At 32.9% G+C, this 24,899-nt stretch carries 22 protein-coding genes; 17 read left to right on the plus strand and 5 right to left on the minus strand.

Translation table 11 applies throughout. The features are described from left to right. Positions 1-6: 6 nt before the first annotated feature. Positions 7-4,956, minus strand: a complete 4,950-nt coding sequence (locus tag ACFWU4_RS00890; RefSeq protein WP_411123934.1) for a thrombospondin type 3 repeat-containing protein — start codon at positions 4,954-4,956, stop codon at positions 7-9. A gap of 101 nt (positions 4,957-5,057) precedes the next feature. Here ACFWU4_RS00890 and ACFWU4_RS00895 point away from each other — a divergent pair, with 101 nt between their 5' ends. The 16 genes from ACFWU4_RS00895 to ACFWU4_RS00970 all read left to right on the plus strand — a co-directional run bounded on the left by ACFWU4_RS00895 (position 5,058) and on the right by ACFWU4_RS00970 (position 19,069). Continuing rightward, positions 5,058-5,966 carry a bifunctional riboflavin kinase/FAD synthetase gene (locus tag ACFWU4_RS00895; RefSeq protein ID WP_411123936.1) on the plus strand — a complete coding sequence of 303 codons (909 nt, stop codon included), beginning with the start codon at positions 5,058-5,060 and terminating at the stop codon, positions 5,964-5,966. After that, positions 5,959-7,266, plus strand: a complete 1,308-nt coding sequence (locus ACFWU4_RS00900; protein WP_411123938.1) for an HTTM domain-containing protein — start codon at positions 5,959-5,961, stop codon at positions 7,264-7,266. Before ACFWU4_RS00895 ends, ACFWU4_RS00900 begins: the two co-directional genes overlap by 8 nt. A 90-nt stretch (positions 7,267-7,356) precedes the next feature. Beyond that, a complete protein-coding gene (serS, locus tag ACFWU4_RS00905) occupies positions 7,357-8,628 on the plus strand; it encodes a serine--tRNA ligase (RefSeq protein WP_411123940.1) in 1,272 nt (423 codons plus the stop codon). 410 nt (positions 8,629-9,038) lie between these two features. Then, positions 9,039-10,823, plus strand: a complete 1,785-nt coding sequence (locus ACFWU4_RS00910) for a hypothetical protein (RefSeq protein ID WP_411123942.1) — start codon at positions 9,039-9,041, stop codon at positions 10,821-10,823. Positions 10,824-10,865: 42 nt separating this feature from the next. After that, complete coding sequence (locus tag ACFWU4_RS00915; protein ID WP_411123944.1) at positions 10,866-11,186, plus strand: DUF4286 family protein; 321 nt, start codon at positions 10,866-10,868, stop codon at positions 11,184-11,186. A gap of 54 nt (positions 11,187-11,240) precedes the next feature. Then, positions 11,241-12,026: a 16S rRNA (adenine(1518)-N(6)/adenine(1519)-N(6))-dimethyltransferase RsmA gene (gene rsmA / locus ACFWU4_RS00920; protein WP_411123946.1), complete on the plus strand. Its 786-nt coding sequence runs from the start codon at positions 11,241-11,243 to the stop codon at positions 12,024-12,026. Between the two features lie 112 nt (positions 12,027-12,138). Continuing rightward, a complete protein-coding gene (mgtE, locus tag ACFWU4_RS00925; protein ID WP_411127202.1) occupies positions 12,139-13,488 on the plus strand; it encodes a magnesium transporter in 1,350 nt (449 codons plus the stop codon). A 97-nt stretch (positions 13,489-13,585) separates the two neighbouring features. Beyond that, positions 13,586-13,951 carry a cupin domain-containing protein gene (locus ACFWU4_RS00930; protein WP_411123948.1) on the plus strand — a complete coding sequence of 122 codons (366 nt, stop codon included), beginning with the start codon at positions 13,586-13,588 and terminating at the stop codon, positions 13,949-13,951. A gap of 72 nt (positions 13,952-14,023) precedes the next feature. After that, complete coding sequence (locus ACFWU4_RS00935) at positions 14,024-14,740, plus strand: DUF6090 family protein (RefSeq protein WP_411123950.1); 717 nt, start codon at positions 14,024-14,026, stop codon at positions 14,738-14,740. Between the two features lie 45 nt (positions 14,741-14,785). After that, complete coding sequence (locus ACFWU4_RS00940; RefSeq protein WP_411123952.1) at positions 14,786-15,763, plus strand: 2-hydroxyacid dehydrogenase; 978 nt, start codon at positions 14,786-14,788, stop codon at positions 15,761-15,763. A gap of 9 nt (positions 15,764-15,772) precedes the next feature. Next, positions 15,773-16,183: a response regulator transcription factor gene (locus ACFWU4_RS00945; RefSeq protein WP_411123954.1), complete on the plus strand. Its 411-nt coding sequence runs from the start codon at positions 15,773-15,775 to the stop codon at positions 16,181-16,183. Between the two features lie 105 nt (positions 16,184-16,288). Further along, entirely contained in the window at positions 16,289-16,798 is a 510-nt protein-coding gene (locus tag ACFWU4_RS00950; RefSeq protein ID WP_411123956.1) for a DUF4199 domain-containing protein, read from the plus strand. A gap of 7 nt (positions 16,799-16,805) precedes the next feature. Continuing rightward, positions 16,806-17,261, plus strand: a complete 456-nt coding sequence (locus ACFWU4_RS00955; protein ID WP_411123958.1) for a DUF1801 domain-containing protein — start codon at positions 16,806-16,808, stop codon at positions 17,259-17,261. Between the two features lie 6 nt (positions 17,262-17,267). Then, positions 17,268-17,654 carry a VOC family protein gene (locus ACFWU4_RS00960; protein ID WP_411123960.1) on the plus strand — a complete coding sequence of 129 codons (387 nt, stop codon included), beginning with the start codon at positions 17,268-17,270 and terminating at the stop codon, positions 17,652-17,654. Positions 17,655-17,676: 22 nt separating this feature from the next. Beyond that, positions 17,677-18,441 (plus strand): sulfite exporter TauE/SafE family protein, encoded by a 765-nt coding sequence (locus ACFWU4_RS00965; protein WP_411123962.1) that lies wholly within the window; start codon positions 17,677-17,679, stop codon positions 18,439-18,441. A gap of 115 nt (positions 18,442-18,556) precedes the next feature. Beyond that, positions 18,557-19,069 carry a YtxH domain-containing protein gene (locus ACFWU4_RS00970; protein WP_411123964.1) on the plus strand — a complete coding sequence of 171 codons (513 nt, stop codon included), beginning with the start codon at positions 18,557-18,559 and terminating at the stop codon, positions 19,067-19,069. A 52-nt stretch (positions 19,070-19,121) separates the two neighbouring features. On the opposite strand, the gene ACFWU4_RS00975 is transcribed toward ACFWU4_RS00970, so the two are convergent. Genes ACFWU4_RS00975 through ACFWU4_RS00990 form a run of 4 tightly spaced genes read right to left on the minus strand, consistent with a single transcriptional unit; the run spans position 19,122 to position 23,718 of the window. Further along, complete coding sequence (locus tag ACFWU4_RS00975) at positions 19,122-20,117, minus strand: carboxypeptidase-like regulatory domain-containing protein (protein ID WP_411123966.1); 996 nt, start codon at positions 20,115-20,117, stop codon at positions 19,122-19,124. Beyond that, on the minus strand, positions 20,107-21,939 hold the full coding sequence (locus ACFWU4_RS00980) for a GNAT family N-acyltransferase (protein WP_411123968.1): 1,833 nt from the start codon (positions 21,937-21,939) through the stop codon (positions 20,107-20,109). The genes ACFWU4_RS00975 and ACFWU4_RS00980 overlap by 11 nt, the downstream gene beginning before the upstream one ends. A gap of 19 nt (positions 21,940-21,958) precedes the next feature. Next, the gene (locus ACFWU4_RS00985; RefSeq protein WP_411123970.1) at positions 21,959-23,209 is read right to left on the minus strand and encodes an aspartate kinase; all 1,251 of its coding nucleotides are present in this window, start codon (positions 23,207-23,209) and stop codon (positions 21,959-21,961) included. A gap of 26 nt (positions 23,210-23,235) precedes the next feature. Next, a complete protein-coding gene (locus ACFWU4_RS00990; RefSeq protein ID WP_411123972.1) occupies positions 23,236-23,718 on the minus strand; it encodes a GNAT family N-acetyltransferase in 483 nt (160 codons plus the stop codon). A 128-nt stretch (positions 23,719-23,846) separates the two neighbouring features. Here ACFWU4_RS00990 and fbp point away from each other — a divergent pair, with 128 nt between their 5' ends. Next, complete coding sequence (gene fbp, locus ACFWU4_RS00995) at positions 23,847-24,857, plus strand: class 1 fructose-bisphosphatase (protein ID WP_411123974.1); 1,011 nt, start codon at positions 23,847-23,849, stop codon at positions 24,855-24,857. Positions 24,858-24,899 lie beyond the last annotated feature (42 nt).

Here is a 24,899-nt window from a genome sequence, read left to right on the forward strand (position 1 = left end):
CTTTCTCTATAATGTTAAGTAAATCCATCCTGTAAGAACGACAGAACCGTCACCATTTTGATCAATACTATAATAATAAGATCCAGTTGGTAAGGTATCACCTTTAAATGAACCGTTCCAATCATTGTTATAGCCTTTAGTACTATAAACTTCATTACCCCATCTGTTATAGACATTAATAGTAGCACTTGTAAATCTCTCGGCATTTAGTATTGTCCAAGTATCATTAATACCATCACCATTTGGTGTTAATACATCATTAACAATCATACCATCACATAAATCTCCTATTCCGTTACCATCAACATCTGTTTGATCCGGATTAGCATCAAATTGACAATTATCATCTTCATCAAGTACTCCGTCGTTATCATCATCATCATCGCATAAATCTCCTAAACCATCCATATCGTTATCAGCCTGATCAGAGTTTGCTACAACAACACAATTATCATTAACATTTAACACTCCATCTCCATCAATATCATCATCACAAACATCACCTTGGCCATCACCATCGATATCAGATTGATCTGTATTAGCAGTTAATACACAATTATCATCATCATTTAATATGGTGTCACCATCGTAATCATTAGGATCTCTTGTTCCACAAACTTCGATAGATATTGAATTAATCATACCTCCGTCTTCTGCTCCAAAAGTATCAACTACAGTTATAATCCAAGTCCCATCAGATAAATCACCATTGTAAGAAGATAAATCTCCTTCAGGTTGGAATACACCAGTAAATGGTGGTGCACCAGCTTGAATAGATGTATCTGCATCTTGATCAAATACAGTATCTATGTAATCATCACCTTGTCCTCCATTACCTGAAGATAAATCAACAACTACTCCATCTGGACTAGTTAAAGAAATATTTAAATCAGAATCCCAAGTATGGTTTATGTTAACGGTTACATTAACGTCGGTAATTATTAAACTCTCTGTAATATCTATGGTAGCTAAGTACTCTGCCGTTGGACCTGTAGATGCAATTTCTATCGGTGTATCTAAAGAATTACCTATTGTACACTCCACATCACACTCATCACCAATACCATCGCCATCAAAATCTGTTTGGTCTGGATTTGCGTTTGTAGGACAGTTGTCTTCGTCATTTAAGATACCATCCCCATCTATATCATCATCACAAAGATCTCCAATACCATCATTATCTAAATCTGCTTGATCTGTATTTGCTAAATCGGGACAGTTATCAGCATCATTTGGTACTCCATCACCGTCACTATCATCTTGTTCGAAACCACATACTTCAATCGACCAACTTTCTATATTACCAGTATCAAAACCAAAAGCATCAGCCACATTTAAGGTCCACGTACCGCCAGAATTTTCACCATTAAATGTTGCTAAAGCACCTTCTGGTATAAATGATCCTGTAAAAGGAGGAGCACCTGCTTGAATAGGTGTAGCTGCGTCATCATCAAATAACGTTGCAGTATAGTCATTTCCGCCACCACCATTCTGTTCTGAAAGAATAACAGAAGTTCCGGAAGGACTCGTTAAGGTTAATGTTAAATCACCAGTAAATGTATGTGTTATATTTAATGTTACATTAACATCTGTTATTTCAAAAGCATCGGAGAAATCAATTGCAGAATTAATTCCTGCATCAGAAGCATCAGGAATTGCAATTGGTGTATCTGCAGAATCTGCAATTCCACATAAGATATCACAAACATCGCCTATACCATTTCCATTTCCATCAGCTTGATCTGTATTAGCTGTTTCAGGACAGTTATCATTATCATTTAAAATGGTATCACCATCTATATCATCATCACATACGTCACCAACACCATCGCCATCTAAATCTGCTTGATCAGCATTTGCAGTTACAGGGCAATTATCATTATCGTTTGGTATACCATCACTATCGTCATCCGCTAAAGGACTCCCACAAATTTCTAGGATCCAGCTATCAATTGCACCAGTATCAAAACCAGCATTGTCTGATACATTTAATGTCCAATCACCACCTGAAAAGCCACCATAAAACGTACTTAAATCGCCGTCGGGAACAAATGTACCTGTAAAAGGTGCATCACTTGTTCCAATAGCATCAGTAGCTTCTTGATCAAAAACTGTGTCAACATAATTTTGAGCTGCATTTGATCCATTTCTATTAGATAATATTACTTCTGTGCCATCTGGTGCTACTAAAGTCAATATTAAATCATTTGCCCAAGTATGTGTTATATTAACGGTTACATTAACATCTGTAATTAAAGATGTTGTAGGGATATTAATAATTGAATTAGCTCCTAATGGATTATTATCCGGTATAGCTAAAGGCGTATCCACAGAATTATTTAATCCACAAGTTATATTGGCAGTCGTGAAACTAGCTTCTGAGTAATTACCCGTACCACAGTCGTTCACACTTCGTACACGCCAAAAATACTGTGTTACAATATTGAGAGTAGTTACCGTAAATGTAGCGTCATTTGCAACACCACCTGATACAATTGTTGTAAAAGCAGCATCAGTTGCCACATCAATCTCATATGCAGAAGCATTAGGATCTGCATCCCAAGTAAAAACTGCTGCATCTGCAGGAATATCAACAGCTCCATCAGTAGGAGTCAAAATATTTAAGGTAGCCAAGTTGGTATCAAAGACGTTAAGATCTGCATTTGCAGACTTAGTTATTGCACCAGATGTACCCTCAATAGTAAAAGGATAATTTCCAACAGCCAAACTAGCAGTACCCGAAACAGTTACTGTTACTATTGTACCATCGGCAGAAGCAGTTGCTGGCGAAAATACAGCTGTTGCTCCAGCAGGTAAACCGGTAGCATTAAATGTTGTTGTATCCGTAAAACCTAAAAAAGTATTATAAGTAAACGTGTATACTGCATCATCGGGTGTACAAACATCTACAGATGTATCATCTAAATTTAATACAAATTCTGATTCTTGTAAAGTAAAATTAACCGGGTTTATTGCATAGAAAATATTATTATTCCCTTCTACTTTAACTCTTAGCATTGAAGAATCACTTCCTGTCACAGGAACTGTAACATCGTGACTTCCATCGTTAGGAACATCCGTTGCCATAACAAAAGGAAAAGTAAAACCCCCATCTACTGACAATAGTATATTCACTGTAGGTGTGTTAACCGCACCTGCATCAGTGCCAGCAACATCCCAAGTCACAGTTTCGGTAGAACCAGCGTCCCATGTTTCGTTAGTAGATTGCGAAGTTACCATAAACGGACCAGCAGCTCCATCTACATTAACGGTCATAGTGTCAAAATCACTTTGTGGTGTTTGCCCAACACCATTTGCTTCACTTCTATCTCTAACGATTAATGCGAAATTTAATGTTCTTGCAACGTTAGACACTGTTTCCCAAGAAGTATTATCTACTGTTTCTACAGGATTAGATTCTGTTAACTGACCTGCAATTACACGCTCTACAAAAGGCATGAATCTATCTGGATTAGTACTTGGAGGTCTAGATCTCCATACAGCACCTGTAGTTTTATCTGGTCCAAAATTGCCAGAGGTTGTAACACCGTCATCAATTTGTTCCCATGTATAAGTTAGGACATCACCACCATCTGCGTCTGTAGCTGCGCCTTTAAGTACAAAAGCTGTACCAAATGGAATGGTTTGATCTGAACCTGCATCTGCTACTGGAGCACTATTTGTAATTGCTGTTCCAACCCAACATGTTCTATTATCTAAATTATTTAATATTTGAAGAATACTGTAGTAATGAAAATACGGATCTGAGTGATCTTGTACATCATTTCCACCTGTAATACCTGCATAACCCATTATAGTAGTTCCACTACCTGGCTCTGCATTTACTCCGGTACCCTCACTATTAAAAGACCATGTATGATTTCCACCCATTTGGTGACCAATTTCATGCGGCACGTAATCGATATCGAAAAAATCTGCCATATAAGGACCACCATCATTATCTAAGAATGAATGCGAAGAAAAACCGCTTCCTTTTTGCCCATCAACACAAACACAACCTATACAACCTGCGTTTCCATTATTACCGCCAAAGGCGAATAAATGGCCTATATCATAATTAGCTTCACCTACATTAGCAGTTAAGTCTCCTTGAAGTTCGCCATTAAAATTTCCACCATAAGGATCACTTGCTGGATCTGGATAAATAATTTCAGTACCAGAAACTAAAGTAAATGTTACCGCCATGTCTACTTCAAACACCTCATTACTTCTATTTAATGTAGAAACAACTTGAGCAAGGGCATCTGCTTGAGCATCACCATTGCTATCATCACCATCATCCCAAAAATTAGTATATTCTCCATTCGTTGCAATAGCAATCCTAAAAGTTCTTAACGTCTGATCATTAGCATCTCTACTCGCGAATGCATTAGTATCGATAGGAATAAACTCATCTTCAGTTAAACATTCAAACTCTTTTAAATTGTTAGCCCTAACTTCTCTGCTATAAACAATATAAGACGTGTTATCTGTTTTACTGAGAGGCACCGTAAAATTCATTGGTGCGTCTGGATAAGTAATCAAAGTTTGTAAACCCTGTGGAGTGATACTAAATCTTGCTCTAGTACCTGCATTTTCGGTACTATAACCTATATAGGTTTTAATATCAGGATGTAACTCTGATAATTCTGCTGATAATACAGGTGCTTCAACAACCATAAATTGTTCTAATTTACCATCCACATTTGGAAGGTAAATCTTTGAAGTTGAGATAGAAGGGTTTGCAGAACGTAAAGGTGCATCTGCAAGTTGCAATTTCAGAGCATCTAAGTCTAATTGATACGTCTGATAAAATTTTTCATTTAAGGTTGTTTTAGAGTCATTACTATCTAGACTTTTTTCGTTGGTATTTTGCCAATAACTCTGTTGAGCTGAAGTAGAAAATACCGTTAAAAACATCAATAATGACAAAACAAAATGTAGCTTTGTTTTCATAAGTTTTTGTGTAGAAATTAATTTTTCCCGAATTTAAGATATTTTTAACAAACACTAATAGTATTATTAAAAAAATATAAGAATCTAATAAAAACAAAGTTTTGATTGCGAAATCAGCAAAAATAATAACCATTGGAACCTTTGACGGCATCCATATTGGGCATCAAAAAATCCTAAAACGCATTGTAAAACTTGCTGAAAAACAAGGATATACGTCCACAGTTTTAACTTTATTTCCGCACCCAAGAATGGTACTTCAAAAAAACGATAAAATTCGTTTATTAAATTCTATTGATGAACGTGTCGATATCTTGAAGTCTTTTGGTATTAAAGAAGTTATTGTAAAAGAGTTTAATATAGAATTTGCAAATCTATCAGCACAAGCGTATGTAAAAAATATTTTAGTAGATGAATTAAATACCAAAAAGATTATTATTGGCTATGATCACCATTTTGGAAAAAACAGAAGTGCTAACATAAACGACTTGCGACGTTTTGCTAAAATTTATGATTTTGAAGTTGAAGAAATCTCAGCACAAGACATTAAAGATGTTACTGTAAGTTCGACTAAAATTAGAAGCGCATTAGAATTAGGTGAAGTAGATTTAGCTCATTCTTATTTGGGTTATAATTATTTTATTACAGGAAATGTGGTTAGGGGAAAAGGGTTAGGTAGAACTTTAACTTTCCCCACTGCTAATATTAAAATCAAAGAATCTTACAAATTAGTACCATCGAACGGCGTTTATATTGTAAAATCTAATATTGAAGGTTTTATTGTTTATGGAATGATGAACATTGGCACAAACCCGACAGTCAATGGCAAAACACGCTCAATCGAGGTGCATTTCTTTGATTTTAATCAAGATATTTATAATGTGAAATTAAAAATTGAATTTATTAAACGTCTGCGTAGTGAGCAAAAATTTGGAGATTTAGATGCCCTAAAAAAACAATTAAAAAAAGACAAGATAAATGCATTATCTCACATAAAATTAATTAATGTATAATATTCTATTTAAACATATTGACAACTCAGGTCTTATTGTTTTCAGAATAATCTTTGGCTTATTATGTTTTTTGGAGTCCGCAGGAGCTTTAGTAACAGGATGGGTTAGCCGCACTTTTGTTCAACCTCAATTTACATTTTCTTTCATTGGTTTTGAATGGCTACAACCACTTCCTGGTGACGGCATGTATCTTTATTATCTAATAATGGCATTGTTGGGTTTGTTTATAATGGTGGGTTTTAAATATAGACTTAGTATGTTTTTGTTTGCATTAATGTGGACGGCTACATATTTAATGCAAAAATCCTCTTATAATAATCATTATTATCTCTTATCTATATTAAGCTTTTTTATGGTGTTTTTGCCAGCGAATAGTTATGCATCTGTAGATATGAAATTTAACCCTTCAATAAAACGACTGTCAATGCCGAGTTGGTGTAAATGGGTTTTTGTTATTCAATTATTTATTCTTTACAGTTACGCTTCAATTGCTAAATTATATCCAGATTGGTTGGATACATCTGTAATTGCTATATTAATGAGAGGTAAGGCAAACTATATATTAATTGGTGATTTACTGCAACAAAAAACTGTGCATTATTTAATAGCTTATGGTGGCATTCTATTTGATGGCTTAATAATACCATTATTGCTTTTTAAACCCACTAGGAAGTATGCTTTTTTTGTATCAATCTTCTTTCACTTATTTAATTCACTAGTTTTTCAAATAGGAATTTTCCCTTATTTATCTTTAGCATTCAGTCTTTTCTTTTTTAGTCCCAAAACTATAAGAGACCTCTTTTTAAAAAAGAAACCTTTTTACAACTCAAACGAAATTATCACACCTAAGTATAAGCCTTTCATTGTAAGCTTATTGTCTATCTATTTTATTATTCAATTAATGCTTCCATTGCGACATCATTTCTTTAAAGATAATGTACTATGGACAGAAGAAGGTCACAGATTATCTTGGAGAATGATGCTTCGTGCCAAAAACGGTAACACTAAATTTTCTGTAATTGACCAAGATACAAATAATGCAATACCCATTAAACTAGACGACTATTTATCAAAAAAACAGCAGCGTAGTGTAAGCACTAAACCAGATGTTATATGGCAATTTGCACAATATTTAAAAAAAGATTTTGCAAAAAAAGGGAAATCAGTAAAAGTATATGTAACATCATATGTAAGTGTCAATGGTAAACCATCAAAACAACTAATAAATCCAAAAGTTGATATTGCCAATGAAAAATGGTTTCACTTTAAACATCACGATTGGATTTTAGCTTCAAAATAGAGATCATTATTGTTTTTCGCTGGTTAAAATCTTTTTACCTTTACATCCTGTTTTTCTTGCGCTATATGGCGTAAATTTAAAAATATAGATATGCTACAAGTTGCTTTTATTAGAGAAAATAAAGAAGACATAATTAAGCGTTTAGCGAAGCGCAATATTGACGCTACTGAAATGGTCAATGAAGCCATTAGTTTAGACGAAGATAGAAAACGTATTCAGACAGAATTGGATAATACAAAAGCAGAATCTAACAGTTTATCTAAAGAAATTGGTAATCTTTTCAAATCTGGAGAAGCCCAAAAAGCCAATTTACTAAAAGAAAAAACGACGCAATTAAAAGAGAAAACAAAAGGTTTAGATCAACAACTTAATGGGACAGCTGAAGCACTAATTACATTGCTATATCAAATTCCTAACGTGCCTCATGAGACTGTACCAAATGGAAACTCCGATAAAGACAATGAAGAAATATTTAACGAAGGAGAGGTACCAACCTTACACGAGAATGCGGTGCCACATTGGGAACTTGCCAAAAAATACGATATCATTGATTTTGAACTAGGTAATAAAATTTCTGGCTCTGGTTTCCCCGTTTACAAAGGAAAAGGTGCAAGACTACAACGTGGATTAATCGCTTATTTTTTAGATAAAAATACAGATGCTGGTTATACAGAATATCAATTACCTCATTTAGTGAATGAAGCTTCATGCTATGGTACTGGACAATTACCAGACAAAGAAGGACAAATGTATCACGACTCTCGTGACGATTTGTATTTAATACCTACAGCGGAAGTACCAGGTACAAATGTTTTTAGAGACGTTTTATTAAATGAAACAGATTTACCACAAAGCATAACAGGTTATACACCTTGCTTTAGACGTGAAGCTGGAAGTTATGGTGCACATGTTAGAGGATTAAATAGATTACACCAATTTGATAAGGTAGAGATTATCCGTGTTGAACATCCTGACAATTCATATACTGCCTTTGATAGTATGATAGAACATGTGAAAAATATTTTGCGAGAGCTTAAATTACCATTTAGAATATTAAAATTATGTGGTGGCGATACTACATTTGCTTCAGCATTAACTTATGATTTTGAGGTATTCTCTACAGCTCAAGACCGTTGGTTAGAAATCTCATCTGTCTCTAATTTTGAAACTTTCCAAGCTAATCGTTTAAAATTACGTTTCAAAAATAAGGAAGGTAAAAATGAATTATGCCATACCTTAAATGGAAGTTCATTAGCCTTACCAAGAGTTTTGGCTGGTATTTTAGAAAATTACCAAACCGAAGATGGTATTAAAATTCCTGAGGTTTTAGTCCCTTATACAGGTTTTGACTTCATTTCTTAACACCTTATTTTGCAGTTATTTACTCGTTTTTGTTAAAAAAATTGACTTTTTATCGAATTTTACCGTATTTCTTCGCTTATTTTAATTAATTTAGTGATGTTAGTAGTCCAAATCTTAGGACTAACTTAATATGAAAAACATTAAACGCATCGTATTGATCGTTGCATTAGTTGTTATGGTAAGCAAGGTTTTATTTTAACTATAACAATGGTTACAGATTAAAAAAACCAAGACAAAGTAATTGAATCATATTTATAACGAATAATGGTTAATAGCACATTTATTTTGCTGGTCAAAATGCCTAAACTTTTAGTTTAGGCATTTTTTTATACATGGATTTAACTAACATTTACAATATCTACAACTCGCATTTGTTATATTTACATAACATATCTTGATTACTTTTTTAAATGCAAAAGACTTTATTTATAATTTTAGTAGTCGTAGGACTAAACTTTAGTTTTTCACAAAACAGTGAAGTGCTTGCAGATAGCTATTTCAAAAAAGGTGAGTTTAAAAAAGCCTTAGTAATCTATGAGAATTTATTAAAAGAAAAACCTTATAGTTATAAGTACATATACAAACTAATTGAAACACATCAACAATTAGAAGACTTTGATAAGGCTGAAGATATTATTGTTCAGCGCCTAGCAAAAAGGCAAAACCCTTCTTTAATTATAGAATTAGGTTATAATTTTCAGCTTAAAGACAGCTTAAATAGAGCAAATAAACTATATGATGAGGCAATATTAACTGTAGATGAAAAGCCCAGTTATATTTATAGTGTTGCAAAAAAGTTTGAAGATCATTCTCTTTTAGAACAAGCAATACGCGTTTATGACAAAGCAAAACTATTAACACCTGATAGAAATTACAGCCTGCAATTAGCTCGTATTTATGGAGACCAAGGCAATATTGAAAAAATGTTCGGAAATTATATTGATTATATCGAATATAGACCTAATTATCTCAACAACATTAAACGTAATATCAGTGATTTTATATCAGAAAATAAAGAAAATGAAAATAATACGTATTTAAGGAGGCTTCTTTTAAAAAAAATTCAAAAAGCACCCAACCCTTACTGGTATCAGTTATTAAGTTGGTTATATGTTCAAGAAAAAGCATATAACAAATCGTTTATTCAAGAAAAGGCACTTTATAAGCGTAATCCCGAAAGTTTAGATCGTATCATTGAATTAGCGGTAACAGCACTTAACGATAATGACAAAGAAACCTCGAGGGATATTTTTGATTATATTTTAGAAACGACTCAAGATCCGAGTACTGCTTTAACAGCACACCAATATATATTAGAAATTGATACCGAAAATGCTTCTGTGAACGAACTAAAACGGATTGATGAAACTTATCGAAATTTATTTAGACAATTTGGTAAATCTGAATTAACCTTAGCTTTACAATTAGCTTATGGACAATTTTTAGCTTTTAACAAAAAAGACACAAACGGAGCAACAGCCTTTCTCCGAAAAAGTTTAAAGTTAAATATTTCGGAATTTCAAGAAGCAAAAGTAAAACTGCTACTTGCAGATATCTTAGTCCTTAAAGAAAAATTTAATGAAGCTTTAATTTTCTATTCTCAAATACAGTTAAGTTTAAAAAACAGCACTATTTCCCAAGAAGCAAGATTTAAAGTTGCAAAGACCAGTTACTATAAAGGTGACTTTGATTGGGCAGAATCTCAGTTGAAGATTCTAAAATCTTCAACATCACAGTTAATTGCCAACGATGCTTTAGATCTAAAACTTCTTATCTCTGATAATAAGTATGAGGATAGCTTGCAAACAGCGCTAAAATATTACGCCAAAGCTGATTTATTTAATTTTCAACATAGAATAGATGATGCGATTTTTCTTCTAGATAAAATACTAAAGGAGCATGCAGGAGAAAGTATTACAGATCAAGCGTTATACCAACAAGCCAAGCTCTACGAAAAGAAGAAACAATACAACAAAGCAGAGGCTAATTACTTGCTAATAATTAAAGATTGGAGAGAAGATATTTTAGCTGACGATGCACACTATTATTTAGCAGAACTTTATAACTCGTATCTGGCAAAACCTGAAGATGCAAAACAACTCTATGAAAAAATTATTTTTGAGTTTGAAGACAGTATCTATTTTATCGAAGCACGGAAGAAGTTTCGTATGCTTAGAGGAGATAGTATTAATTAGCCTCTTATCCCTACTTTTACGCATATTACTAAATCCTAGCAAATGATCATATACAACGTTACTGTAAACGTCGATAAAACCATAACTGCAGAATGGTTAACTTGGATAAAAGAACATATCCCAGAAGTTTTGGCAACAGGTAAATTTATAGAAGCTAAACTCACCAAAGTCCTAGTTGCAGATGATGAAACGGACACCTATTCTATACAGTATAGAGCACACAATAGAGAAGCCTTAAATGCATATTATGCAGAAGATGCAGAACACCTTAGAGCAGATGGGCTTAAACGTTGGGCTGATAAGTCATTAGCCTTTAGAACAGAATTAGAAGTTATTGACGAATATTCCGTTAACTTTAACTAATCTTGTCATTTAGGACTTGAGCGAAGAATATCTATAAATTAATATCTCTTATTCGTGGCAAATCATAACCAAGTAAAAGCAAAAAAACATTTAGGTCAACATTTCTTAGAAGACGAATCTATTGCGCAAGATATTGCCGATAGTTTGTCATTAGAAGGCTATAACAATGTCCTAGAAATTGGTCCAGGAATGGGAGTGCTCACAAAGTACTTACTGAAAAAAGATACTACAACTCATGTTATAGAAATTGATACAGAGTCTGTAGAGTACTTAAAAAACAACTATCTCAATCTTGCTAATCGCATCATAGAAAAAGACTTTTTAAAGTACGATTTAAATCTAGTCTTTGAGAATAAACCATTTGCAATTATAGGTAACTTCCCATATAATATATCGTCTCAAATTCTATTTAAAACTTTAGAGTTGCGCGATCAAATTCCTGAGTTTTCTGGTATGTTTCAAAAAGAGGTTGCTAAACGTATTTGCTCTAAAGAAGGTTCTAAAGTCTATGGGATTTTATCCGTTTTAACTCAGGCCTTTTATGATGCTGAATATCTCTTTACTGTACCACCAACGGTTTTTAATCCACCACCTAAAGTAGATTCTGGCGTTTTATTACTCAAACGAAAAGTAGATTTTAAATTACCATGTGATGAAAAACTGTTCTTTAGAGTTGTAAAGACAGGCTTTCAACAACGCAGAAAAACATTACGTAATAGTTTAAAAACATTTAATCTATCGGATAATTTAAAAGCAAATACTATATTTGGGCAGCGACCAGAGCAATTAAGTGTTTCACAATTTATTGAGCTAACGTCGTTGATTGAAAACGATATCTAAAAATGTATCATCATTGCGAACGCAGTGAAGCAATCTGGTCATTAAAGAGATTGCTGCGTCCTTCGTCCTCGCAATGACAGAACTAAATCAAGTGGAAGAGATTCAAGAAAACATACAATTTCAGCTCACCGATGAACTCATCGAAAAAGTAGAAATTCTTGTCGAAGACGAAAACGACAAAGAATTAAAACTACTTCTAAATGAATTTCACCATGCCGATATTGCTGAAATTATTGATGAATTAGATCTCGATGATGCAGTTTACGTTATAAAACTTCTCGATTCTGAGTTAACTTCAGACATCTTAATGGAATTAGATGAGGATGATCGAGAAGACATTCTAAAAAATCTATCTGCAAAAGAAATTGCAGAAGAAGTTGAAGAACTAGACACCGATGACGCTGCAGATATTATATCCGAGCTTTCAGAGGCACGACAAGAAGCTGTAATTTCTCAAATTGAGGATGAGGAACACAAAGCAGAAATACAAGAACTTTTAGCCTACGATGAAGATACCGCTGGTGGCCTAATGGCAAAAGAACTCGTTAAAGTTTACGAAACTTGGACAGTTGCTGGCTGTCTGCGTCGCATTAGAGGACAAGCTAAGGAAGTGTCTCGTGTGCACTCTATATATGTAGTAAATAAAGAAGAAAAACTCATTGGACGTTTATCCTTAAAAGATTTAATTGTTGCGAAAAGTGATCAAAAAATTGCTGATATCGCAAAAGATAATGTGGATTGGGTTAATGTAAATGATGATGAAGAAGATGTTGCCAAAGTAATGGCAAAATACGATTTAGAAGCCATTCCTGTTGTGGACGATAATCAAGTATTACTTGGTAGAATTACTATTGATGATATTGTAGATGTATTAAAAGAGGAAGCAGAAAAAGATTATCAATTAGCAGCAGGTATTACACAAGAAGTTGAAGCAGATGATAATGTCTGGGAATTAACCAGAGCACGTTTACCATGGCTAGTATTAGGCCTGTTCGGTGGATTGGGTAGTGTTTTTATAATGAAGGGCTATGAAAATATTATGGATACCGTCCCTTCACTCTTTTTTTACACACCTTTAATTGCCGCGATGGCAGGTAATGTTGGCGTACAATCTAGTGCAATAATTGTACAAGGTTTAGCAAATGACAATGTAAAAGGTAGTTTGTTTAATCGTCTTATGAAAGAAGTTGGCTTGGCGTTAATCAATGGGTTAGCACTAGCACTATTAGTTATACTCTTTGGATTTTTAATTGGCCAACCTTCTACAGAAAGTCTAGCCATAGCGGTTTCTATGATGAGTGTTATTATCGTTGCTGCATTAGTAGGCACATTCGTTCCTATAATTTTAGACAAACGAGGTATAGACCCAGCAATTGCAACTGGTCCTTTTATAACCACTAGTAATGATATTTTGGGCATTTATTTGTTCTTCGTTATTTCTGGATTAATTATAGGATTTTAGATTAAAAAAATACGCTTGCGAAACGGCGTAATAATCATCATAATTGTTTACAACTATTAACATTTGAATGTTAAAATAACTAATCAATATTAGAAGTATGAAAGCAATAAACATTAAAGCAAAACATTCTCTATTCTCAAAACAGTGGCATCCACATCGTATTGCCACTGTGGACAATATGCAAGTGATACTTGCTAAAATTAAAGGGGAATTTGTTTGGCATAGCCATGATAATGAAGATGAATTATTTCAAGTTGTAAAAGGCACTTTGTATATGCAATTTAGAGACCGAACCGAAGTGGTTAAAGAAGGAGAGCTCATTGTTGTACCAAAAGGAATAGAACACAATCCATCAACAAAAAATGGAGAAGAAGTGCATCTTCTTTTATTTGAAAAGTTGGATACAGCCCACACAGGCAATGTGCAAGATGAAATGACGCAGACTGAATATCCTAATATTTAGCCCAATGTCTGGTCGAGCGCAGTCAAGACCTATTTAAACACCTCTCGACTGCGCTCGAGGAGACAAATTACTATGATAAAGTTCTTCCGAAAAATACGCTACAACCTCATGGAGACAGGAAAAACAGGCAAATACTTCAAATATGCTATTGGTGAAATTATTCTTGTTGTCATAGGAATCCTCATAGCATTACAGATTAATAACTGGAATGAAAATCGTAAACAAGGCTTAAGAGAAGCTTCTGTTCTTGCAGAATTAAAACAAGGTCTAGAATCTAATAGAACTATTCTAGAAAAACGAAAACTACAATTCAAAGAGTTTCAAACCAAAAGCAAAAAACTAATCGATCATTTAGAAGCCAAACGCAGCTATCATGATTCTTTAGATCAGTATTTTTATGTGCCAACTGGTAATTATTCTTTTGGTATATCTTATGCTACCTTCGAAAATCTAAAAAGTCAAGGGTTAGATATAATTAGTAATAAAGATTTACGGCTTAATCTAGTTAAGTTATATGAAGAAGACTATTGGCTTTTAAAAGATCAAGAAACAAAAGTGGCAAATGCATTTACCAACGCAACACTACCTTTTACACGTAAGCACTTTAAGTTATTAAATGGTCCAACATACAAACCAAATAACTATAATAACATTTTAGAAAATGCAGAATTTCTGAATATACTTTATGAAAGTAATTATTTGGCACAACTTTACTTTAGACAATGTGTTAGAGTATCTAAAGCTACCTCTAAAGTTATTGAGAAGATTGAAAATGAATTAAAAGAATAAGAACTAATTTAATGTCTGGTCGAGCGCAGTCGAGACCTCTTTCATATGAAAATAATACACCTAGATAAAAATCACGACTTACTCCTAAACCAACTCAATGATTTAGGCTTCACTAATCATGAAGATTATACAGCTTCAAAGTCAGCTATTGAAGCTAAAATATCAAACTATGAAGGTATAATTATAAGAAGTCGATTCACCATTGATAAACAATTCCTAGACGCAGCCAAAAACCTAAAATTTATAGGTCGTGTTGGTGCTGGTTTAGAAAATATAGATTGCGATTTTGCTGAAGAAAAAGGCATTGTACTATTTAACGCACCTGAAGGCAACAGAAATGCGGTTGGAGAACATACATTAGGAATGTTACTATCTCTATTCAACAAACTCAATAAAGCAGACAAAGAAGTAAGCCGAGGCAAATGGTTACGCGAAGCTAATCGTGGATTAGAGCTAGATGGAAAAACAGTTGGACTTATTGGCTATGGCAACATGGGAAAAGCCTTTGCAAAAAAGCTAAGAGGTTTTGATGTTGAAGTGCTTTGTTATGATATTAAGGGCAATGTTGGAGATGACAATTGCAAGCAAGTATCGTTAGAAGATCTTCAAGAAAAAGTTGATGTATTGAGTTTGCATACACCACAAACACCATTGACTTTAAATATGGTTAATTCAGAATTCATTAATGGTTTTAAAAAATCATTTTGGCTCATAAATACTGCTCGTGGTAAAAGTGTCGTGACAAAAGATTTGGTTTCTGCATTAGACTCTGGGAAAATTTTAGGAGCTGGATTAGATGTTTTAGAATATGAAAAATCGTCATTCGAAAATTTATTTAAAGTAGAAGAACCTAAGTTTAGATGGATGCGAAAAGGCAAAAAATCAAATTTGCCAGAAGCATTTCAATATCTTATAAATGCAGATAATGTTATTCTTTCGCCACATGTTGCTGGGTGGACAGTAGAGAGTAATATTAAACTAGCACAAACCATAGTAGATAAGATTAAAGTAAAATTTTGCTAATTTTAGGACATGAAGAAAACCATTCTTGTTTTTGGATTGTTAATTCTAGCCTTACTGCTATTATTTCAGTTTAGTAAGTACACTTTAATTAGTGGTGATTTACAAATTGAATACACAATGGCATTTATTGCTCTTGCCTTTTTAGGTATAGGATTATTCATAAATAAAAAAATTCAAAAAAAAACAGCACTTCCTAGTTCAGAAATCGACTTAAACAAAATCGAAGAATTAGGATTGAGCAAACGCGAATACGAAGTATTAAAAGAAGTGGCTCTCGGATTATCTAATCTAGAGATTGCAGAGAAATTATTTGTTTCAGAAAGCACCATAAAAACACACGTTTCTAACTTGTTTATTAAGTTAAATGCCAAACGAAGAACACAAGCTATTCAGATTTCAAAAAACCTGAATATTATTTAATTTATTAGCTTTACAACTAAAGTATTATTGATTTGGTACTTTAGTATGAGCCTCCCATCTTACGATCTTCCTACTTTTAACAAACTAATCAATACATAATCTAAAATGAAAAACACAGTAATTAAATACGGTCTTTACGCATTGTTAAGTGGCTTTATTTTATTCGGATTACCTTTCCTTTTAGGAATGGGAGTAGACTTCGATTACGGAGAACTCATTGGGTATACCTCAATGATATTGTCTTTATTATTTGTCTATTTCGGAATCAAACATTATCGTGATAAAGTAAATGACGGGAAAATTTCTTTAGGTAAATCTATAGCAATTGGTATACTAATCGCATTATTCTCTGCGGTTGGTGTCGCTATTTTCGATTATATCTATACCACTCAAATAAACCCTGACTTTGCGAGCGAATATTTAGAGTATTCTATTAAAAAAATGGAAGCTACTTTATCACCTGCCGAACTAAAAGTAAAAAGCGCAGAATTAACACAACAAATGAAAGACTATGGTAGCCCATGGATAATGGCATTAATGATGTTTGTAACAGTTGTAATTCTTGGATTTATTATATCTTTAATTTCGGGATTAATTTTACAACGCAAAAACTAAACTTATTATGCAATACAAAGCCGATTCACCAGAAGACTACATTAGTCAGCTACCAGAAGAACGAAAAGGACCAATAACTAAATTACATAATCTGATTAAAAAACATATGCCTGAAGGTTTAGAAGCAGGAATGGGTTATGGTATGCCAGCGTATTTTGTTCCAAAATCAATTTATCCCGCTGGTTATCATTGTAAACCATTTCCACCTTTACCATTTATAAGTTTAGCATCTCAAAAAAACTTTATTGCATTCTATCATATGGGAATGTATGCGAAAAAAGAACTACACGATTGGTTTGTAGCAGAATACCCAAAACATTCTAAATACAAATTAGATATGGGAAAAAGTTGTGTGCGTTTTAAGAAAATAGAAGATATACCTTATGATTTAATAGAACAGCTTTTAAGTAAAATGTCTGTTGAAGAATGGGTTGAGATTTATGAAAATACAATTAAAAAATAACACATTATGAAAAAGCGAGTAACAGGAATAGGTGGTTTATTTTTTAAAACCAAAGACCCAAAAGCCTCTAAAGATTGGTATAAAAAACACCTTGGGTTTAACACCGATGATTATGGTTGTACCTTTTGGTGGAAAGATAAAGAAGGTAACGATTGTTCTACGCAATGGAGTCCCTTTACAGAAGACACCAAATATTACGAACCTTCTAAGAAAGACTTTATGTTTAATTACCGTGTTGAAAATTTAAAGGAATTATTAGAGATCTTAAAAGAAGAGGGAATAACCATAGTTGGGAAAATAGAAGAATATGATTACGGTAAATTTGGGTGGATACTAGATAATGATGGCAATAAAATAGAACTATGGGAGCCTGTAGATAGTGCTTTTCAGTAAATAAATTTTACAAAAATAAGAGTTGTCATACATAGAAATTCTTCAATCTTTTAATTTAACTGCAATACAATGGGTAGCCATTTGTTTTGCGGTTTTTTTATTAGGTTTATCCAAATCTGGTATTAAAGGAGTTGGTATTATCATCGTAGTAATACTTGCTTTTGTTTTTGGCGAAAAAACATCAACGGGTATTTTACTTCCGATGCTAATCTGTGCTGATATTTTGGCAGTTATATATTATAACCGCCATGCACAATGGACAATAATAAAAAAGCTCATACCATGGATAATTTTTGGTATTCTTATTGGAGTATGGGTTGGTAACGACATTTCCGAAACTATTTTTAAACGCTTAATGGCTACAATAATAATTTTATCTGTAATTATTATGCTTATAATGGAAAACCGAAAAACTAAGAACATTCCCACCAACAAATTATTTTCAACTACGGCAGGATTTTTAACAGGCTTTACAACAATGATTGGAAATTTAGCAGGCCCTATTTCTAATATTTATTTTTTAACCATGCGGTTTTCAAAAAACGAATTTATTGGAACAGCAGCGTGGCTCTTTTTTATCATAAATTTATTTAAACTCCCGTTTCATATTTTTATTTGGAAAACAGTAACAATAGAAACTTTAACACTGAACTCAATATTAGTGCCTGCTGTTTTTCTCGGTTTTTTCTTAGGTGTTTCCGTTGTTAAGCTAATTTCAAATGTAAATTATCGACGTTTTATAATTATAGTTACGGCTATTGGTGGTGTAATAATGCTATTTAGATAATCTAACTGTTGTAACAATTATATCATTTTACCTACCTATAATTGAAGAAACGGTTAATAGATATTTTATATGTCTAATTTTATTAACTTTATAGTCTAACTAAAAAAATAGAACTATGTCAGATGACAATAAAGATTTAGGAGATGATCTTAACGATATGTTAGGAGATGCTAAAGAAGGTGCAAAAAAAGCAGGTGACAAAATAAGTCAAAAAGCTAGCGAATTAGCTGATGATGCTAAAGAGTTTGCAGGAGACGCGAAAGAAAAAGCGAGTGAATTTGCTGATGACGCAAAAAAAGCTGCGAACGAATTTGCTGATGATGCAAAACAGGTATTAAGTGATGGAAAAAATGTAGGTATTATTGCTCATATTACATTAATTGGATGGGTGATTGCTTTAGTTATGAATAGTAGTAACAAAACTGAATTTGGCTCTTTTTATATAAGACAAATGTTAGGTCTTATTCTTGTTAGTATCGTAACTTCTTTTATTCCTATTGTAAATTTTGTAGCGTGGATACCTTTATTAGTAGCGTGGATTATGAGTTTAATAAGCGCTCTAGGTGGCAAAATGACACCTACTTGGCTATTAGGAAATCAATTTCAAGATTGGTTTAAAGGATTATAAACAATTATTTTATATAATAAGACTAACCCCAGAACTCTAGTTCTGGGTTTTTTTATTCATTTAATCCATAATCCGAAGGTAGAGTATCTCCAATACGCTGACTTCCCATATTACCTCCAAAAAGCACATCTGTTACTGGGCTAAAGTTACCGTATTTATCTATTTTAAATTCGATACCCGTCGTCTGTATTAAAGACTCTATTACATCTTTATAAAAGATGTCTAACTTTTCTTTTAGAGTCACCGTTTTATAACCAAATTTATCAGTGTCGTAAATATTAAAGAACTCATATGGATTAACCTTTAAGCCCTTTTTTCCAAATATATAACCTTCTTCTTCTAAATTTTTATTGTACAAAGCTCTAATAAAATGCTGAACAGACCCATTATAGGTGTCTTCTCTTTTCTTTAAAACTCGTTTCTTTTTTGATTCATCTAAATCCTTAAAAAAAGTAGTCCCTGAATATATAACAGAAGTTGCATTCCACTTACCTATTACGATTTCAAAATCAATAATATCAAAGCTTATTTCATATTGTAAGCTTCTGTTTTTTACGATTATCGGAGCTTTTGACCAAGCTATCAAAGTTCTCTTTTGCTTATTGTATCTTATTCTTATATCCTTTTCGTTACGGATTTTACATGATTTTCCATTTTCAGATTTACCTAAAAATTCTTTTCTAAACCACCTTAGCTTTTCAGCACGTGACATGCCATCATCTGCATCTATAACGACCTCATCTAGGGCATTTATAGATTCCTTTAACTCAATAGTTATATTATTTATGTTTCTATAATCTGAGATAAAGACTTTTTCATAACCCAAATATGAAATGACCAATGTAGATTGTATGGCAGCAGAATATTCAATTGAAAATTTCCCTTCTTCGTTTGTGGTAGTACCGATAGTAGTATTATCAAAATAAACAGTCACAACCTCTAGAGGTTGTTTAGTGTTTGCGTCTATAACTTTACCAGAAAGCGTCTGTGCATAATTTAAACTAATTACTAAAAAAAATAAGCTGACTAAATGTAGTTTACTTATCATTACTATCCATGAATTTTCGCTCTAGTTCCGCTTGAAATTCTTCCATAACAGGTCTAACTGTACTCTCTGGTAAATCTGCAATTTTTATATACATTAAACCATCAACTGCATTATTAAATAATGGATCTACGTTAAACCCAACGAGTCTTGCATTTTGTTTAATATATTTTTTTAGAAGTACAGGAAGTCTAAGTGCTCCTGGTTCTACTTCATCTATAATCTTATCAAATTTATTTAAATCTGCCTCAGTTTCATCAAACACAAACTCTTTATCTGCGTCTTTTAATTTTACTTTAAACTCTTTCTTTGGATGTACATATTGCGCCACATAAGGATCATAATAATGAGACTTCATAAACTCAATCATTAAACTCTTAGAAAAGTTCGAAAATTGATTACTAATACTTACACCACCTATTAAATATTTGTGTTCTGGGTAGCGTAACGTTGTATGCACAATACCTTTCCAAAGCAAGAACAAGGGCATTGGTTTTTGCTGGTATTCTTTAATAATAAAAGCACGACCCATTTCTATGGACTGGCTCATCATAGTGTAAAGTTCGGGTTCAAATCTAAATAAATCTTGAAGGTAAAATCCATCGATACCATGTTGTTCAAAAATCTTTGATCCTAATCCCATTCTATAAGCTCCTGCAATAAGATTTTTCTCATTATCCCACAAAAACATATGATGGTAATAAGAATCAAAAGTATCTAAATCAATTGCCTCGTTGGTACCTTCTCCAACCTCTCTAAAGGTAATTTCTCTAAGTCTACCGACTTCTCTTAATATATTTGGAATATCCTTTGCAGCGGCTAAATAGACCTCATAATTCTTACTAGTTAAAAGCTTACAATCGTTATCTTTAAGATTGTTGACTTCAGCTATCATAAATTCCGAATCAATTGGTGTTACAATGCGCTTAGGTGGTGGCTTTGGAACTTTTAATTGTGACTGTATATTATCTAAAATCTTCGGTTTATCCTCAAAACTTTTAGAAAGCATGTACGTTTTTCGTCTCAAGAAATCTGAAAAATCTGGAAGTGTTTGATGCTCTTTTTGATCTTTTACTGAAATAGGGCGCCCAATTCTAACTTTAATTGTTCTACGTTTCTGTGTTAATAATTCAGAAGGCAATTTTGCTGTTCTTAACGTATCACTAATTTTAGAAAGTCTGTAAAATAAACGACTGTTTTTTGCATGAAAGTAGATAGGTACAACAGGGACTTCTGCCTTCTTTATAAGCTTCATTGCAGCTTCTTCCCATGGTTTGTCAACAACCAATTTACCATCCCTGTAAGTAGAAACTTCACCAGCCGGAAAAACACCAAGCGGGTGACCGTCTCTTAAATGTTTTATTGAATTTTTAAATCCTGTTATACTACTCGCAACATCCTTTCTATCCTCAAAAGGATTTACTGGCATTATGTATGGCTTTAAAGGCTCTATACGATGTAATAAAAAATTAGCAATTATCTTAAAATCACTTCTTTGCTCTATCATTAACTTAAGCAGCAAAATACCATCAATACCACCCAATGGATGATTAGATATAGTGATGTATGGTCCTTCTTTAGGAAGACGTTTTAAATCTTCTTCAGGAATTTCAAACTTAATCTGAAAGTCATCTATTATACCATCTAAAAAATCGAGTTCGCTTAGGTGTTTATTTCTATTATAAACCTTATTAAGCGAAGAAATTTTAAGTACTTTCATCAATATCCAACCAAAAAAAGTACCTAAGAAACCATATTTATCTACATGAATTGCCTTGGCAACTTCTTTTGCCGTAACTAATCCTGTATTAGATGATTTCCCCATAAAACAAATGTAGTAAAGTTTATTTAGTTACTATCTGAACTGTGCCTTGCGTTAATTGCTTAAGCAATACCGTTTTATCTTTCTCAAGTTCCTTTATTGCAACGTCGTTATAATGCCTTATAGTGTACAGACTAACATTATCATAACATGTTACATTAAATTTAGCTTTTAGATGTTGTATTAATTTATCGCGATTGTTGTAGATATTATCTACACAAACTGAAAAACTTATGGCAGAATTCTGAATGACATCTACCTTCATTTTGTAATAATGTAATAAGCTAAATATTTCACTAATATTTTCCTCAACTATGTATGAAAAGTCTAGAGAAGATAACGAAATTAAAATCTGATTCTTCTTAACTATAAAGCATGGAATCTCTGGTTTTAGTGCCTTCCCTTTACTCACACACGTACCATCACTTTTTGGGTCTAAAAAAGATTTTACATATAAAGGAATTTCTTTTTGTTGCAGAGGTTGAAGTGTTTTTGGATGAATCACTGAAGCTCCGTAAAAAGCCAATTCAATGGCTTCTCGGTAAGATATTTGGTGTAATAACTGTGGGTTTTCAAAATATCGAGGATCTGCATTAAGTACTCCTGGCACATCTTTCCAAATAGTTACGTCGTTAGCATTTAAGCAATAAGCAAATATCGCTGCTGTATAATCACTTCCTTCTCTTCCCAAAGTGGTAGTAAAATTATTAGCATCGCTTCCTAAAAAACCTTGGGTAATATTTAGTTTAGTTGTGTCAAAATTAGAAGTGATATTTCCTTGTGTTTTTTCCCAATTAATATTGGCTCTCCTATAATAGTTATCCGTTTTAATAAAGTCTCTAACATCTATCCAATTGTTAGCTAACCCTATTTCATTTAGGTAATAGCTTATAATAGTTGTTGAAATTAGTTCCCCAAAACCAATAGTCTGGTCATAAACAAAATTATAATCTGGGGATTTATTACTTTTAAAAAATAATGCCAATTCATCAAAAAGAGATTTTACTGACCTAAATACTTGATGCTGCTCATTATCAAATAAATCTAGTAAAATTTCATTGTGATATTTAATAACCTCGAGAATGGAACTTTGTAACTCAGCCTTATTCTCAAAATAATTTTTAATTACTAATTCCATGGCATTAGTCGTTTTACCCATTGCAGATACAACAACTAAAGTACTTTTATAACCAGTTGTCTTTAAAACGCTTGCCAAGTTTTTTACTCCATTAGCATCTTTAACAGATGCACCACCAAATTTGTAAACCCTCATATTTATTTCCCATATAATTGGGAATCTTATTGATTAATATTCGCTAAGTAGTTTTCAATACCTTTTTCATCTAACTGCACTACATCCCAGTCTCGCATTACATTTGCCCCTTTACTCTGATAAAATTTTATTGCAGGTTCATTCCAATCTATCACCTCCCAACTCACACGTTTTACGTCTTTTTCTTTGGCATACTTAACTACAGTATCTAGAAGTTTTGTTCCTAATTTCATACCTCTACTTGCCTCACTTACGATTAAGTCTTCTAAATGTAAAACCTCACCTTTCCAAGTAGAATATCTAGGATATACTAAAGCTATACCTTCAACTTTAGCATTTACTTCTATAACAAAACAGGTGAATTTCGGATTTGCACCAAATCCATCAGTCTGCAGATCAGAGAGTGAAACTTCTACCGCCTCTGGTTCTTTCTCAAAAACAGCCAATTCATTTATCAATTCTAATACTCTTGGCATGTCTTCTATTACTGCAAGTCTTGGTTGATTCATTTTAATTTTAAATAAGAACTCAAATATAATCTAAACTCACTTTACTAAACAATTTATTTAATTTACGAAAACGTTTTAGTTTGTTAAAAAATGCGATATTTGTGGCAAACAATCAATTTTAATAGTTCATGGCTAATTCTAATCTCAATCAAACTCTAGGTGAGTTTATCATTGAAAATCAATCTTCGTTTAAATATACTTCGGGAGAGCTTTCTCGGCTAATAAATTCTATTCGTTTAGCTGCTAAAGTTGTAAATCATGAGGTTAATAAGGCTGGTTTAGTTGATATTACTGGTACAGCTGGCGATACTAATATACAAGGTGAAGATCAGCAAAAACTAGATGTTTACGCCAATGATAAGTTTATACAAACTATGACTAAGCGTAATATCGTATGTGGTATTGCGAGTGAAGAAGAAGATGATTTTATAGCCATTAATAGCCAAGATGAAAATAATCAGAATAAATATGTTGTATTAATAGATCCTTTAGATGGGTCTTCCAATATTGATGTTAATGTTTCTGTGGGAACAATTTTTTCGGTCTTTAGACGGGTAACTCCGGTAGGAACACCTGTAACCATTGATGATTTTTTGCAAAAAGGAAATCAACAAGTCGCAGCTGGTTATGTGGTTTATGGAACATCTACTATGTTGGTTTATACAACTGGTGATGGTGTTAACGGATTTACATTAAATCCTGCAATAGGTACATTTTACTTATCGCATCCAAATATGCAGTTTCCTGAGGATGGCAATATATACTCAGTTAATGAAGGTAATTATATTCACTTTCCAAGGGGTATAAAAAATTATATAAAATATTGTCAGATGGAAGAAGGAGACAGACCATATACATCGCGATATATTGGGTCTTTAGTTTCAGATTTTCATAGAAATATGATAAAGGGCGGTATCTACATGTACCCTAAAAGCTCTAAAGCAAATAATGGAAAACTTCGTTTATTGTATGAATGTAATCCAATGGCCTTTTTAGCTGAACAAGCCAATGGCAAGGCAAGTGACGGATTTATAAGAATTATGGATGTAGAACCAACAGAGCTCCATCAACGTGTACCTTTTATTTGTGGCAGCAAAAACATGGTTGAAAAGGCTGAAGAATTTATGCGGAATGTATAAAAAGTTTTATAAAAAAAGCGAACATTGATGTTCGCTTTTTTT

Origin of the sequence: Winogradskyella sp. PE311, from assembly GCF_046545555.1 — a bacterium.
Lineage (GTDB): Bacteria > Bacteroidota > Bacteroidia > Flavobacteriales > Flavobacteriaceae > Winogradskyella.